At 48.6% G+C, this 14379-nt stretch carries 13 protein-coding genes and 1 tRNA gene; 12 read left to right on the forward strand and 2 right to left on the reverse strand.

Going from position 1 to position 14379, the window contains the following annotated elements; genetic code table 11:
• Positions 1 to 495 precede the first annotated feature (495 nt).
• The 3 genes from CLOSYM_RS15655 to CLOSYM_RS15665 all read left to right on the forward strand — a co-directional run bounded on the left by CLOSYM_RS15655 (position 496) and on the right by CLOSYM_RS15665 (position 3250).
• Complete coding sequence (locus tag CLOSYM_RS15655; RefSeq protein ID WP_044902571.1) at positions 496 to 924, forward strand: chemotaxis protein CheW; 429 nt, start codon at positions 496 to 498, stop codon at positions 922 to 924.
• 142 nt (positions 925 to 1066) lie between these two features.
• A complete protein-coding gene (locus CLOSYM_RS15660; protein WP_009296919.1) occupies positions 1067 to 2773 on the forward strand; it encodes a bifunctional lysylphosphatidylglycerol flippase/synthetase MprF in 1707 nt (568 codons plus the stop codon).
• A gap of 117 nt (positions 2774 to 2890) precedes the next feature.
• The gene (locus tag CLOSYM_RS15665) at positions 2891 to 3250 is read left to right on the forward strand and encodes a YccF domain-containing protein (RefSeq protein ID WP_009296918.1); all 360 of its coding nucleotides are present in this window, start codon (positions 2891 to 2893) and stop codon (positions 3248 to 3250) included.
• Between the two features lie 212 nt (positions 3251 to 3462).
• Here CLOSYM_RS15665 and CLOSYM_RS15670 read toward each other — a convergent pair.
• Positions 3463 to 3534, reverse strand: a tRNA-Arg gene (locus tag CLOSYM_RS15670).
• 293 nt (positions 3535 to 3827) lie between these two features.
• Here CLOSYM_RS15670 and CLOSYM_RS15675 point away from each other — a divergent pair.
• The 7 genes from CLOSYM_RS15675 to CLOSYM_RS15705 all read left to right on the forward strand — a co-directional run bounded on the left by CLOSYM_RS15675 (position 3828) and on the right by CLOSYM_RS15705 (position 11491).
• On the forward strand, positions 3828 to 5117 hold the full coding sequence (locus CLOSYM_RS15675) for a hypothetical protein (RefSeq protein ID WP_242828687.1): 1290 nt from the start codon (positions 3828 to 3830) through the stop codon (positions 5115 to 5117).
• A 37-nt stretch (positions 5118 to 5154) separates the two neighbouring features.
• Positions 5155 to 6198: a tRNA preQ1(34) S-adenosylmethionine ribosyltransferase-isomerase QueA gene (queA, locus tag CLOSYM_RS15680; RefSeq protein WP_003511127.1), complete on the forward strand. Its 1044-nt coding sequence runs from the start codon at positions 5155 to 5157 to the stop codon at positions 6196 to 6198.
• Between the two features lie 72 nt (positions 6199 to 6270).
• Positions 6271 to 7290, forward strand: coding sequence for a nucleotidyltransferase domain-containing protein (locus CLOSYM_RS15685; RefSeq protein ID WP_021642858.1), 1020 nt, complete (start codon positions 6271 to 6273; stop codon positions 7288 to 7290).
• A complete protein-coding gene (locus CLOSYM_RS15690; protein ID WP_003511125.1) occupies positions 7280 to 8095 on the forward strand; it encodes a nucleotidyltransferase domain-containing protein in 816 nt (271 codons plus the stop codon). Before CLOSYM_RS15685 ends, CLOSYM_RS15690 begins: the two co-directional genes overlap by 11 nt.
• Positions 8088 to 8813 carry a pseudouridine synthase gene (locus tag CLOSYM_RS15695; RefSeq protein ID WP_021642859.1) on the forward strand — a complete coding sequence of 242 codons (726 nt, stop codon included), beginning with the start codon at positions 8088 to 8090 and terminating at the stop codon, positions 8811 to 8813. The genes CLOSYM_RS15690 and CLOSYM_RS15695 overlap by 8 nt, the downstream gene beginning before the upstream one ends.
• A gap of 32 nt (positions 8814 to 8845) precedes the next feature.
• Positions 8846 to 10837: an NAD-dependent DNA ligase LigA gene (gene ligA / locus CLOSYM_RS15700; RefSeq protein WP_003501573.1), complete on the forward strand. Its 1992-nt coding sequence runs from the start codon at positions 8846 to 8848 to the stop codon at positions 10835 to 10837.
• 6 nt (positions 10838 to 10843) lie between these two features.
• Positions 10844 to 11491: an HAD family hydrolase gene (locus CLOSYM_RS15705; RefSeq protein WP_021642860.1), complete on the forward strand. Its 648-nt coding sequence runs from the start codon at positions 10844 to 10846 to the stop codon at positions 11489 to 11491.
• A 116-nt stretch (positions 11492 to 11607) separates the two neighbouring features.
• On the opposite strand, the gene CLOSYM_RS23490 is transcribed toward CLOSYM_RS15705, so the two are convergent.
• Positions 11608 to 12750 carry a ferritin-like domain-containing protein gene (locus tag CLOSYM_RS23490; protein WP_242828688.1) on the reverse strand — a complete coding sequence of 381 codons (1143 nt, stop codon included), beginning with the start codon at positions 12748 to 12750 and terminating at the stop codon, positions 11608 to 11610.
• Positions 12751 to 12864: 114 nt separating this feature from the next.
• Between CLOSYM_RS23490 and metA the strand changes: the two genes are divergently transcribed.
• Together metA and CLOSYM_RS15720 are read left to right on the forward strand one after the other, a co-directional pair.
• Positions 12865 to 13782, forward strand: a complete 918-nt coding sequence (gene metA / locus CLOSYM_RS15715) for a homoserine O-acetyltransferase MetA (RefSeq protein WP_003501578.1) — start codon at positions 12865 to 12867, stop codon at positions 13780 to 13782.
• Positions 13783 to 14156: 374 nt separating this feature from the next.
• Positions 14157 to 14354: a hypothetical protein gene (locus CLOSYM_RS15720; protein ID WP_021642862.1), complete on the forward strand. Its 198-nt coding sequence runs from the start codon at positions 14157 to 14159 to the stop codon at positions 14352 to 14354.
• The last annotated feature ends 25 nt before the right edge of the window (positions 14355 to 14379 follow it).

Here is a 14379-nt window from a genome sequence, read left to right on the forward strand (position 1 = left end):
CGGGGACGGAAGACTCAGCCATCCCCCTCACCACGCCGGACATGGTCCGTTTCGGACGCGTCCTCCACACCTCAGTTAAATCTCCAATCATGATGACTCGGGGAATAAACCGCGCAAAATTGGGAACGTTTTTAATATGGAAAAATTAGATCCCAGATTGGCGGCAATCATATTTTTGTTATATATACGGTATCTTCCAGGTATGCTGTGGGAGAGAATGAGAGTTTTGCATATTCGCGATAAAAAGAAAGAAAATGAGGACAGCGGTAATTTTTTTGATGGAAGACGGTAATCGGAGCGCGGAGCGTGCAGGTTACCGTTAAAGTCTGTCAATGGTTATATAATAATTTGTATAACTCTTTTCAATTTAAGCAGGAATGTGGATGAATCCTGAGCCTTCCTGTATAATTTTCCTATATGGACCGGTATGCCGCGGGCAGTCCGGCTGGCGGGAAAACGATACGTTTTCTACGAATAAAAGCGGAGGGTACAGGAATGAATTCATTTGAAAATGCGGTAAATGCTACATACTTGATTGTCCGGTGCGGTAAGCAGCGGTACGGAATACCTCTAAAAAACGTTGTGCATGTCATCCCGGTGCAGAAAATCAGAAAAGCGCCGGAGCTGCCGGCCTATGTGCTTGGAAAAACAATTCATGAGGGAGCTTCCGTCCCGGTAATTGACTTACGGCTCAGGATGAATGTTGAGGCGGCGCCGTTTGACGATGATACCTGCATTGTGATTCTGCATGTACAGGGGGAAAATGCAGGTCTGCTTGTAGATTCGTCAGAAGATATACGGGAGCTTACAAAAAAAGATAAGGGCCCGGAGGAAGTGTCCGGTTCCGGACTGATACTCTGTAATTATCTCAAAGAGGGAATGGAGATTGCAGTTCTCGATGTGAAGAAGGCAATCGAGATGTAATAGTGCGTTTGAAGATTGAATAAGGGATTTTATTGACAAGCGGATGGGCAGGAATTATAGTTGGATTAAGTTGCATTCGGATAAGAACATTTGGAATGTTTTTATCCGATTATCAGAATCCATTTTCAGAAAAGAGACTGCCATGAATCATAACACTCAAATTAACACCCGAATCAAACTCGAAAATATTGTCATTCTTTTTATTGTGCTGGCATCGCTGGCTCTGCTGATTCTAAGTTTTCTGCCCTCCCTGCCGGTCTCGGCGGCTGTACGCGTTTCCCTTGAGATGGGAAAAATGGTGCAGAGGGCCTTTTCCATTGTCCTTCTTGCAGTATCCCTGCAGCTGATGAAGCGCAGGAGGGCGGCGTGGTACATAACCATATTCATACTGCTTTTAAATTTTATCCGAGGCTTTTCCGAGTTCCGCCATCCGGCCCGTCTTGTGATTATGGCCGTCGATTTGGTTCTGCTTATCATATTTGTCTGTTTCAGGGAGGATTTCTGCTGTCCTTCCTCAAAACGCTCGAAAAAGGCGGCCGCCGTGTTTCTGCTCCTGTCCCTGGCAGGCATTGCAGCCAATGCGGGGCTTAGCTATCATTATATGAAATTAGGATCTCCGGATAACGCAGGTTCCCTCTGGGACAGCCTGGTGAGCGGTACCGGAATGATTTTTGGAATGGGAGACGGTCTGCAGGGAATGTACGGCAAAACAAAATATGAGATGGCAATTTTCTGGTTCAGCTGGGGATGCATCCTGGCGGCCGTCACCTATGCGGCCAAACCGTGGTTCCAGTCACGCAGAAGCGGAAAATCAGATATCCAGCATGCCAGGACACTCCTTGGCCTGTACAGCCAGAATCCCTGTTCCTATCTGGCTTTGGAGGATGATAAATATCTTTACTTCGGCTCCGGGAGGGATGGCGTGATCCCATATGGTACGGTTGGGGAGACGGTCATCGTGAACGGGGATCCCGTATGCGCAGATGAAGACTTCCCTGCTCTTTTAGAAGAATTTAAGGAGTTCTGCCAAAAGAGCGCCCATAAGCTGTTCTTTCTCAGCGTAACGGACCATTTTCTGGAGGAATACAGGAAACAGGGATTTGGCTGCGTAAAATGCGGTGAGGAAGCCAGATTCCGGCTTTCCGAATATGAGCTGAGCGGAAAAAAGGGCGCAAAGATGCGCATGAATCTTAACCACGCCGCAAAAGCCGGTGTTACGGTACAGGAATACAGGGTGCTGGAACAGAGGGATCCGGTAATTGAACAGGAATTTGAGCGGATTACACAGGAATGGCTGCAGGAGAAGAAAAGCTCCCTGCTGAAATTTACGCTGGGGTCGGTGGGTCTTGATGAGCCCATGGATAAGCGGTATTTTTATGCATTGGATGCTTCCGGGAAAATGGCTGCCTTTATTGTATTTGTCCCGTTTTTAGGAAAAAAAGGATATATGGCAGATGTGACAAGACATGGAAAAGAGGCGCCCGGCGGTGTGATGGAAACAATCATCTATCAGGCATTTCAGATTTTTTGCCAGGAGGGTGTGGAATACGGCAGCCTGGGAGTGGCGCCGCTGGCCGGGCTTGAGGAGAACAGTTCCAACATGGTGGAGAGGCTGCTGCGGTTCGTATACGATCATCTGAATGACTGTTATGGTTTCCGGGATTTATACAGGGCCAAGGAAAAGTACAGTCCCACCGAATGGGTTCCTTCCTATTACGTATATCTTCCAAGGATTCCGACTCCGGATATGTTCTATGCGGTGGCAAGAATACAGAATCCCCGTGGGATGTGGGATTACGCCGTTGCGTTCGTGAAGGGGAGGTTTAAGAAAAAAGAGGCACATCAATGAGCAAGGTTATTTAGAAAATTTTCATATAATGCAAAACCTGAAGTGATTTCCCCGGCGGAAGCGTTTTAAGGAGTGAGGGAGAAGGAAGAGGCGGGCAGAAGGAAAGGAGAGCTTTATATGGGATGTCTGGGCAATATATTATGGTTTCTTTTCGGCGGCGCCATCAGCGGCTTAAGCTGGTGTCTGACGGGCTGCCTCTGGTGCATTACGATCGTCGGGATTCCGGTAGGCGTGCAGTGTTTTAAACTGGCATCACTCAGCTTCTTTCCCTTCGGGAAGGAAGTGATCTACGGCGGAGGCGCCGGCTCACTCATATTGAATATTATCTGGCTTGTGGTGTCGGGCCTGCCGCTGGCGCTGGAACATCTTGCAATCGGGATTGTTTTATGTGTCACCATAATCGGGATCCCGTTTGGGCTGCAGCAGTTTAAGCTGGCGAAATTGGCTTTGATGCCTTTTGGGACAGAGCTTCATTAGTAAATGAAAAGCAGGCAGATTACGGGGCAGAATCAGGGGCGCGTAATTTACCGGGATAACAGGGATCGGGGCAGAGAAATTTGCTCCGGTCCCTATTGCGATCCTCCGCGGAGCGTGCAGGTTATCGTTACAGGAAAAATTTCCTGTTAAAAAAATGCCGTAAAATCAGGGATTTCCCCGTTCTTACGGCATTTCTCAATATATAACAATAATGCGTCTGATAGGAATCGAACCTACGCCTCAGGCTCCGGAGGCCGGCGCTCTATCCACTGAGCTACAGACGCATCTCCATTATTCTACTATATTTTATTTGTCTTGGCAAGGTCTTTTCCATAAGTTTTATTGCTTTTTATTATGGATTTTGCTAGAATAGAGCAGAACAATGCAAGTGAAAAACACAGTCCGGCCTTTACTCAGACAGCGGATAAAGCCCCGGGGAAACGGACGGATAGGTGATAGATTGGGTAGATTGCTCCGTGCTGCGGTCAACCAAACGGAGCGGAGCAAAGCAGATAACCAAGAAGCAGATAAGCAGATAGGTTCCCGCCCCGCAGGCGGCGGAACAGGAGGATACGGGATGGGAAGAAGCAGGAGAAAGCAGCCCGACGGGCCAAAGAAGCCTGAGAACTCTGACCAGTCTGTGAAAATAAACAGCGCGGACGAGAGGGATACGGACGAGAGGAACAAGCCTGATGCCGGGAAGAATGCAGACGCCGGGAAGGTAGTTCAGGAAATAGAAAAAACAATAGAGGAAATTGACCGGATAAGGACGGCTTCTGTTTCGAGGAAAAAGGAGAAGACAGAGCCGAACAAGAAGGAAACACCGATTCAAGCTGAGACGCCGCCGAAAACGGTTCAGGTTAAAGAAAAGCCGAGGAGCAGAAAAGCGCCAAAAGAACAAAGTCAGATATCGAAGGGCCAGAGCCAGGTGCCGGAGCCGGGGGAAATGAAGGCTTCCGCAAAAGAACCGGAATCCGTCCGCCGGCCGGAAGATAAAGAAAAGCGTTCCAGAAGGCAGGGACAGGCCGCCCCGCAGGCCAAGCCGGAGCAGAATAAGGCGTCCAGGGGAAAACAATCTGTCTCAGACAATGAGCTGCGCCGTTATGTGCTGCTTCTCAGCATCCCTCTGATTGCTCTGATCCTGGTGATTGTAGTGCTGGTATCGGGCCGGTTCAGGGATAACACCACGCAGCTTCCGGCCGCCACCACGAAACACGGCGTGGATACGGTCCCGGAAAATGCCGGGATACCGGTTATAGAGCCGGATACGAAAGAGTATTTCCATGACTTTGGAGGCAGTATTCTGTCGCAGGATACGGTTCCCGGAATTAACTGGTTAATGGAACAGTACTTCCTGTCAATTTCCGAATGTGATATGGACACGTTTTTACATCTGTTTACTTCCGGAGATACCAGTGAAGAGGAGCGGTACCGCCAGGAATTTGAAAAACAGAAACAGTATATAGAGAGCTACCAGAACATTTCCTGTTATACAACGCCGGGACTGGAAGAGAACACCTACGCGGCGTACGTTTATTATGAGATAAAATATGCGGGAGTTGAGACTCCGGCCCCAAGTCTTGTCCAGGTCTATGCGGTAGGCGCAGATGACGGCACGTATAAGATTTATGATCAGCAGGTATCGCCGGAGCTTTTAGACTATCTGGAGCAGCTTTCCAGAAATGAGGACGTCAGACTGCTGATTTCCCAGGTGGATCAGCAGATAGAGGAAGCAATGGCGGCGGACCCTGCCCTGAATGAGCGCATTTTATATATGAAGCAGGGCCCTGACTATATGCATGAGGAAGATAACCTGGAGACCGGAGCAGGAGAGAACCAGGAAAGTCAGGAAAACAGAGTACAATAAGAATATTTCATAAAATAGAAAAAGAAGAGGCAATAAAATGGATGTAAAAGATTTTTACTATGATTTACCGGAGGAGCTGATCGCCCAGGATCCGCTGGAGGACCGTTCCTCCTCACGTCTTCTGGTGCTTAATAAGGACACGGGGGAAATACAGCACAAAGTATTCCGGGATATTCTGTCGTATCTGAGAAAAGGGGACTGTCTGGTCATCAATGACACAAAGGTAATTCCGGCCCGTCTGATTGGAAGCAAAGAGGGGACCGATGCGAAAATAGAAGTCCTGCTTTTAAAACGCAGGGAAAATGATATCTGGGAGACGCTTGTCAAACCTGGAAAAAAAGCAAAAATCGGTACGGTAATCAATTTCGGGGAAGGTCTTTTAAAAGGCACGGTGGTAGACGTGGTAGAGGAAGGCAACAGGCTGATTCAATTTTCCTACAAAGGAATATTCGAGGAGATTCTGGACGAGCTTGGACAGATGCCACTGCCGCCATATATCACACACCAGCTGCAGGATAAAAACCGTTATCAGACCGTATATGCAAAACATGAGGGCTCCGCAGCCGCCCCGACGGCAGGGCTGCATTTCACAAACGAACTTTTGGGGAAGATCGCGGAAAAAGGGATAGAGATCGCCCATGTGACCCTCCATGTCGGCCTCGGCACCTTCCGCCCGGTGAAAGTAGATAATGTGCTGGAGCATCATATGCATTCCGAATTTTATATTGTGGAGGAAGAAGAGGCCCGTAAAATTAATGATACGAAGAAAAAAGGCGGGCGTGTCATCTGCGTGGGAACTACAAGCTGCCGGACCCTGGAATCAGCCGCAGGGGAGGATGGAATCCTGAAAGCGGGAAGCGGCTGGACCGATATCTTTATTTATCCGGGATACCGTTTTAAGATTCTGGACTGTCTGATTACCAACTTCCATCTGCCGGAATCCACGCTTGTGATGCTGGTTTCCGCACTGGCAGGCCGCGAACACGTGCTGAAAGCCTATGAGGAAGCAATAAAGGAGAGGTACCGTTTCTTCAGCTTCGGGGATGCAATGTTTATTGCATCAAAGCCGGAACAAGATTAGAACGTTGGGAAAAGTGAACGGGGACATCGGGAACGGTGTTCCCGTTTTGACAGATTCCGGGAAGGAGGCAGCATGGATTTCAAGTACCTGCTGGATACGGAGGAATATGATTTTATAAGGAACAATAAACGCCTTGGCCGGCATGTGATCCTGCTGGCGATGGGAGGAAGCTACTCCTACGGTACCAACAATGCGGACAGTGACATCGATATTCGGGGAATCACATTAAACAGAAAATCAGATCTGATAGGGATGACACAGTTTGAGCAGTATGTGGATGATAAGACCGATACGGTTATTTACGCCTTCAACAAGATGATCAGCCTGCTGCTCAGCTGCAATCCAAATACCTGTGAGCTTCTGGGGATTGAAGAGGGGAAATACCTGTATCTGAATGACATAGGCAGAGAGCTTATAAAGCGCAGGGGGATGTTCCTTTCCAAAAAAGCGATTCAGTCCTTCGGCGGTTACGCGGATCAGCAGCTTCGCAGGCTCCAGAACGCCCTGGCCAGGGATTCCTACGGTCAGAGCGAGAAGGAACGCCATATTTTAGGTTCCGTAAACAGGGCCATGCATACCTTTAAATCGCGATATACAAGGTTTGAGGAGGGCAGTATCCGCCTGTACATCGATCAGTCGGAGCGGCCGGATATGGATACGGAAATTTACATGGATGCCTCACTGACCCATTATCCACTGAGGGATTACAAAGGGCTGTGGGCGGAGATGAACAATATTGTCAAGGAATACCAATACCTTGGAAAACGAAACAGGAAGAAGGATGACAATCATCTGAACAAGCACGCGATGCATCTGCTGCGCCTCTTTATGATGGCTCTCGATATTCTGGAAAAGGGAGAAATCAATACATACCGCGGAGCGGACCTTCCATTGCTGTTGAGCGTGCGAAACGGGGAATACCAGAGGGAAGACGGAACCTACCGGGATGAATTCTATGAGATTCTGGCAGACTATGAGAAGCGTCTTGATTATGCCGCAAAACATACGATGCTCCCCGAAGAACCGGATTACAGGGCGGTGGAGGAATTCGTCATGGAAGTGAATGAAAAGGTGGTCAGAGATGAAATATAAAGACTTTGAGGGGACAATCCAGGCGCTGGTCGACAGGAAGCTGGACGAGATAGAAGAAATGGAGGGGGTGAAAATCCTGCATGCAGTTGAATCGGGCAGCAGGGCCTGGGGCTTTGCCTCTCCCGACAGTGATTATGATGTCAGGTTTGTATATGTAAGGCCAGAACAGTATTATCTGAGACTGGATGAGAAAAAGGATTTTATCAACTGGGAGCTGGATGAGACGCTGGATATCAACGGCTGGGATTTATCGAAGACGCTGCAGCATTTCCATAAATCGAATGCGTCCCTGTATGAGTGGGGCAATTCACCGGTTGTATACAGGACGACGCCGGAATGGGGGGAAATCAAGGCGGTTTCAGAGCGCTTTTTTTCATGCAAAGCCGGCATGTACCACTATTATGGAACTGCCAGAAAGAATTTTATCGAATATCTTCAGGGGGAGGATGTAAAATATAAAAAATATTTCTATGTCCTTCGTCCGATTCTCGCCTGCAAATGGATTGAAGAGCGGCGCTGTCCGCCTCCGGTCCTGTTCTCGGAGCTTATGGGTTCGGTCCTGGAGGAAGAGATGAAGCCGGCGGTGGACAGACTGATAGAGCTCAAGGTAAAAACACCGGAGTCGGCGGCCGGAAGAAAAATAGAAGAGCTGAATGGATATATTGCAGAAAAACTGGATGAATTCAAGGCGAAAACCGCCGCGATGCCGGATGACAGAAAAGAGGGCTGGGATGAGCTTAACAGCCTGTTTATCAGGATGGCGGGGAAAGCCGCGGACGGGGGAGCGTTTGAAAAATATGAATGACAATGCAAAGACAGATAACGGGATCCGTTTGAATAAATATCTGAGCGAGGCGGGGATCTGCTCCCGGCGGGAAGCGGACCGCCTGATTGAAGACGGGAAAGTAACGGTGGACGGCAGGACGGCATCCATGGGGATGAAAGTTTTCACGTCACAGGAAATTACAGTGAACGGAAAAAGGGTGGAAGGGAAAGAACGGCCGGTTCTTCTTGCCGTTAATAAGCCGAGAGGCATTGTCTGTACCACCTCGGACAAGGACAGGGCGGAAAATATCGTGGAATTTCTCAAGTATCCGGTCCGCATTTATCCGGTCGGCCGTCTTGACAAAGATTCGGAGGGCCTGCTTTTGATGACCAACCAGGGAGAGCTGGTGAATCGGATCCTGAGGGGCAGATACGGCCATGAAAAGGAATATCTCGTCACGGTGGACCGGCCGGTAACGGAAGCTTTTATCCGACAGATGCGAAACGGCGTGGAGATTCTTGGTACCCGCACGAAACCGTGTGAGGCTGAGATTACGGGAGAACGTTCATTTTCCATTATTCTGACCCAGGGACTGAACCGCCAGATACGGAGGATGTGCGAAGCTCTCGGGTATCAGGTGAAAACTTTGAAACGGGTCCGTATTATGAATGTGAAACTGGGTAATTTAAAAACAGGACAATACCGGGAGTTAACGCCCGCGGAATGGGAAGAACTGCAGAGGACACTATTTATCTAACCGAAATCAACAAATAAAGCGAGGCACATTTTATGGCAGAACAGACTTCAGCAATTGAAAATAAAACAGCAAGAATCCGGGAACTGGTAGATACACTTTCGGCAGCAGGGCGGGCCTATTACCAGGAGAGCCGTGAGATAATGAGCAACTTCGAGTATGACAGGCTCTATGACGAGCTGGCGGAACTGGAAAAGGAAACGGGGATTGTCTTTGCAGGCAGTCCGACTCAGAATGTCGGTTATGAGGTTATGAGTTCCCTGCCAAAGGAGCGCCACGAAAAACCGATGCTTTCCCTGAACAAGACAAAGAGTGTGGAAGAGCTGCAGGAATGGCTTGGCGATCAGAAGGGACTTCTTTCCTGGAAGATGGACGGCCTGACCATTGTGCTGACCTATGAGGGAGGAACTCTGGCAAAGGCGGTGACGAGGGGCAGCGGGGAAATCGGGGAGGTTATCACAAATAACGCCAAAGTTTTTGCCAATGTGCCGCTCAACATCGGATTTACAGGCCAGCTCATTTTGAGGGGAGAGGCAGTCATCCGCTACTCAGATTTTGAAAAAATCAATGCACAGATTGAGGATGTGGACGCAAAGTATAAAAATCCCCGGAACCTTTGCAGCGGTTCCGTACGTCAGTTAAATAATGAAATCACGGCCCGGAGGAACGTCCGCTTTTATGCGTTCAGCCTGGTAATGGCGGACGGCGTGGATTTTGGGAATTCCAGAAAAAAACAGTTTGAATGGCTGTGTTCCCAGGGATTTGAGGTGGTTGACTATAAAGAGGTTACAAGAGATACCCTGCCCGGGAAGGTGCAGGAATTTTCAGATGCGGTCTCCGGCAACGACATACCCTCCGACGGCCTGGTGCTGCTCTATGACGATATAGAATACGGCCAGTCGCTGGGCAGGACGGCAAAGTTTCCCAGGGATTCAATTGCGTTTAAATGGATGGACGAGATACAGGAGACGACGCTTTCCTATATTGAATGGAGCGCATCACGTACCGGTCTTATCAACCCCGTAGCCGTATTCGAGCCGGTCGAGCTGGAGGGAACGACGGTCAGCCGGGCCAGCGTTCACAATTTAAGTATCATGGAGGCGCTGGAGCTGGGAGTGGGAGATAAGATCACCGTTTACAAGGCCAATATGATTATCCCCCAGATTGCGGAAAACCTGACTAAGAGCGGAGTGAAAGACATACCAAAACACTGCCCCGTCTGCGGGGCGGACACGGAAATCAGACAAATTAACGATGTAAAATCTCTGTACTGCACAAATCCGGATTGTCAGGCAAAGAAGATAAAGAGCTTTACGCTCTTTGCCAGCCGTGACGCACTGAATATCGGCGGCCTTTCCGAGGCGACGCTGGAGAAGATGATCGGCGTCGGCTTTATCCATGAATATGCCGATATATTCCATCTCGATCGGTATGAGCAGGAAATCGTGACCATGGATGGCTTCGGTCAGAAGTCCTATGACAATCTGATTGCATCCGTAAAAAAGGCCTCCGAAACAACCCTGCCCCGTGTCGTATACAGTCTTGGAATCTCCGGCATCGGACTTGCCAATGCAAAGATGCTGTGCCGTCGGTTTAAAAATGATTTTGCAGCGATGAGAAAGGCCAAGAAAGAAGAGCTGGTGGCTGTCGATGGAATTGGTGATGTGCTGGCAGATGCCTGGATCGACTTTTTCAGCAGTGAGAAGAATAATGAGATAGTGGATCATCTTCTGGATGAGCTGACTATCGAGGAGACGGCAGAAGAAGAGGAGGCGGAAGGCGTATTCGACGGCATTTCCTTTGTCATCACCGGTTCGGTGGAACACTTTAAAAACCGCAAGGAGATTCAGGAGATTATCGAACAGAAGGGCGGTAAGGTGACCGGGAGCGTGACGGCTAAAACAAATTATCTGATTAACAATGATACGGCGTCCTCTTCATCAAAAAATAAAAAGGCGAAGGAACTTGGAATTCCGATCATTTCGGAACAGGAATTTATTGAGATGGCAGATCTTACAATGGAGTAGAAATATATGTATAAAGCGCTCGTTTTTGATTTTGATTTTACCCTGGGCGATTCGGCGGCCGGTATTGCGGACAGCATTAATTATGCCCTTGGACGGCTTGGATATCCGGAGAAGGAGATGGAAGCGATCAAAAAGACCATCGGTCTTTCGTTAAAAAATACGTTTACCGCATTAACACAAAATGAAGATGAGCGGGAAGCGCACCTGTTTGCCGGATATTTCAGGGAAAAAGCAGATGAGGTCATGACGGCAGGCACGAAGCTGTATCAGCCCGTTAAGAAGGTTTTTGCAGACTTAAGGGAACAGGGATGTAAGGTTGGTATCGTTACAACTAAATATCATTACAGAATCGATCAGATACTGGACAAATTCGGTATCAGCTCTGCGGTTGATATCATTGTGGGCGCCGAGGATGTAAAAATAGAGAAGCCGGATCCCGAGGGACTGCTTATTGCGGCCGGATATTTTGGTGTGGGGAAGGAACATGTGCTGTATGTCGGTGACAGTACGGTCGATGCAAAGACAGCGGAAAACGCGAAGATTGATTTTGCCGCTGTGCTGACGGGAGCCACCACTGCCGCGGAACTTGAGCGGTTTTCCCATGTCTGTATCGCAGAGGATTTATATGGCGTTTATCAATTTGCATGCCGGTGAGCATCTGTGTCCGGAACAGATAATCTTATAGGGCCGGAGAAAAGGAAGCAAACGGGCAGAACGGCTGCCTGCCTGTTCCTTTTCTCCGGCCTTGTCATAGCCTTTTATCGTGTCAATTAAATGGAGTGGTACAGGCGGGTGAAAATATCCACATGCATCTGTTCATCGGCGGCAATTCTGCGCAGATTATCACATACGTTCACATCTTTAATCCAGGCGGTCTGGTTCATATACTTTTTGACTGCGGCCTCTTCCCCCTCTATTGCCTGGCTGAGAATGATACGGAGACTGGCCTTTGATACAGGGCACCCGTAAGCCGGGGGCTGAATATGCGGATAGTGCAGACAGGCCGGACTCCAGTATATGTATCTGCCGTTTCGCGGATGACGGCTCCAGAGACGGGGATTTTCGCCCAATTGCATTGCAAGCTCTGCAAAAATCTGCATGTGATGCATTTCCACAATACCGATGAAATGAAACGCATCGCTGATCTCCCTGTGTCCCATCGTGATCAGATTATTATAAAAATATAGTCCCACCGCAGACATTTCCGAATTTTGGCTGGCCATGTTATCAAGCATCGCCATGCCATACTGACGGTTTTGTCCGGCAGCTTTGATAGGAGGATATGGAGTAGCGGCCTGATATGCAATCGAATATGCATTGGAATCCGGGGATTCGGCACAGGGAGCCGGGCACTGGTTTTCCTGCCTGTTGCGGGTCAGAGCGGCGGTCTGGATATTCTGCAGGATAACCGTTTTCTCAGCGGAATTTTCCCTGTCCGCAGGCCCGGCCGTTTCAGACCTGACCGTTTCATCGCGGGCAGCCCTGGGTGATTCAGGCCTGGCTGTCTCAGCTCTGGGTGCCTCAGGCCTGGCCGTTTCAGCTCTGACTGTTTCAATTCCGGCCGTTCCAGATCCGGCTGAACCAGTACCGGCCGCTTCATTTGCTGTTTTTTTGCTGCCGGATCCGGGGGCCGAAGGAATAACGGGCTCCTGCCTCGCATTCCGGTTCTCACAGGAAGCGTCGGGCCAGACTCCGGGCAGAGATTCATCCCTGTAGTGCTGCGCGGCTGCCTGCCGGTTGAAGGAACGGTTCATTGGATAGCTTTGCTGGTGATTTTGCTGGCTGTTTGTATGTCTGTTCTGTGGATAAACTGATTGGGCGCTTACAGATATATCGGGCTGGGGCGGCAGACTGAACTGTCCCGACTGCTGGATAACCTGACGCGCACTCTTTTCAGAAATGGGTTCATTCATGGAATCAAATCCTTTTTTGTCCTGTTCTCTATCTATTTTATGAACCGGACTGGCAATTATGTTTAAAATATGATATGATACTAGACACGACTTTTTGGTGAAAGAGGTGGGCATATGCCAATTAAAATTCAGAAGGATCTTCCGGCCAAGGTAATCCTGGAATCTGAGAATATATTTGTGATGGACGAAGAGAGGGCCATGAGCCAGGATATACGTCCTCTTGAAATTTTGATTATGAATCTGATGCCGGTGAAGGAGGATACGGAGACGCAGCTTCTGCGCGCGCTGTCGAACACTCCGCTTCAGGTGGACTGCACATTTCTGATGCTGGAATCCCATGTATCAAAGAATACGTCGGCCAGCCATTTGAATAAATTTTATATCACATTTGATGAGGTCAGGAAGAAGAAATTTGACGGTATGATTATTACCGGCGCTCCGGTAGAGAACATGGAGTATGAGGAGATTCATTACTGGGATGAGCTTATTAAGATTATGGAGTGGAGCAAAACCCATGTGACATCGACTTTACATATCTGCTGGGGAGCCCAGGCAGGCTTGTATTATCATTATGGAATCCCCAAATACCCGAGGAAAAAGAAACTTTCGGGCGTCTACCGTCATAAGGTGCTGGACCGCAAGGTGCCCCTTGTGAGGAGCCTGGACGACTATTTTTACTGTCCTCATTCCAGACATACGGAGGTCAGGGAAGAAGACATCAGAAAACACGATGAACTGGTGATTCTTGCTAAATCAGAGGAGGCCGGTGTGTTCCTCGTGATGAGCAGGGATGGAAAACAGATATTTATGCAGGGGCATCCGGAGTATGACAGGATGACGCTCAATAATGAATACCACCGCGATTTGAAAAAGGGCATGAACCCTGAGGTTCCGTGCAATTACTACGAGGACAATGATCCGTTTTCACCTCCGGTGCTGAACTGGAGAAATATGTCGAATACGCTGTATACAAACTGGCTTAATTTCTACGTCTACCAGACTACGCCGTATCTGCTGGAAGAGGAAGAGTAGGAAGTCCTTTAAAAGTTTGCAGAATCAAGAGGAGTGAGTGAATTTAGAGGATTTATCCATGTTTGGAATGGTGGCATAAGTGGGCATGATTTGGATCAGGATTGGTATGAAATTAGTTTCAAACACGGTAAAATTGTGCCAAAAAATAATAATTTGGGAAATGTGTAATATTTCAAATTAATATTTCGACATCTGAATAAGTCTATGAGTATGCAGACCAAAACATATTCGTAGGCTTATTTTAGTGTCTAAATTGTCACACAGAAGAACCATGGAGTGGCATAAAACCGCTCCACGGCATTCTGGTGCGTCTCAGCGGTATTGGCAGTACCTATGAACGTCTTACATGGGAACTGAACAATGGGGCATAGCATGTGTTTGGTGCTGACGGATATGCTAAGAGCGGGCTGGTTTTTGCCCCGGCTCTGGGCGGATATTTCTACATAGACATCAACACCGGTATGAAGACAGGCTGGCAGTTGATTGATGGAAAATGGTATTACTCCAAACCGATTTCTGATAGTAAACGGGGAATTATGTTTACAGATGCCTGGATAGACGGGGGTATGTAGACAAAGACGGCATCTGGAACGGGGA

The sequence above is a fragment of the [Clostridium] symbiosum ATCC 14940 genome (assembly GCF_000466485.1).
Taxonomy (GTDB): domain Bacteria; phylum Bacillota; class Clostridia; order Lachnospirales; family Lachnospiraceae; genus Otoolea; species Otoolea symbiosa.

Bases quoted from the DNA above. Each gene is read 5' to 3' on its own strand.
- CLOSYM_RS15655 (WP_044902571.1), top strand. From the start codon at position 496: ATGAATTCATTTGAAAATGCGGTAAATGCTACATACTTGATTGTCCGG.
- CLOSYM_RS15660 (WP_009296919.1), top strand. From the start codon at position 1,067: ATGAATCATAACACTCAAATTAACACCCGAATCAAACTCGAAAATATT.
- CLOSYM_RS15665 (WP_009296918.1), top strand. From the start codon at position 2,891: ATGGGATGTCTGGGCAATATATTATGGTTTCTTTTCGGCGGCGCCATC.
- CLOSYM_RS15675 (WP_242828687.1), top strand. From the start codon at position 3,828: ATGGGAAGAAGCAGGAGAAAGCAGCCCGACGGGCCAAAGAAGCCTGAG.
- queA (WP_003511127.1), top strand. From the start codon at position 5,155: ATGGATGTAAAAGATTTTTACTATGATTTACCGGAGGAGCTGATCGCC.
- CLOSYM_RS15685 (WP_021642858.1), top strand. From the start codon at position 6,271: ATGGATTTCAAGTACCTGCTGGATACGGAGGAATATGATTTTATAAGG.
- CLOSYM_RS15690 (WP_003511125.1), top strand. From the start codon at position 7,280: ATGAAATATAAAGACTTTGAGGGGACAATCCAGGCGCTGGTCGACAGG.
- CLOSYM_RS15695 (WP_021642859.1), top strand. From the start codon at position 8,088: ATGAATGACAATGCAAAGACAGATAACGGGATCCGTTTGAATAAATAT.
- ligA (WP_003501573.1), top strand. From the start codon at position 8,846: ATGGCAGAACAGACTTCAGCAATTGAAAATAAAACAGCAAGAATCCGG.
- CLOSYM_RS15705 (WP_021642860.1), top strand. From the start codon at position 10,844: ATGTATAAAGCGCTCGTTTTTGATTTTGATTTTACCCTGGGCGATTCG.
- CLOSYM_RS23490 (WP_242828688.1), bottom strand. From the start codon at position 12,750: ATGAATGAACCCATTTCTGAAAAGAGTGCGCGTCAGGTTATCCAGCAG.
- metA (WP_003501578.1), top strand. From the start codon at position 12,865: ATGCCAATTAAAATTCAGAAGGATCTTCCGGCCAAGGTAATCCTGGAA.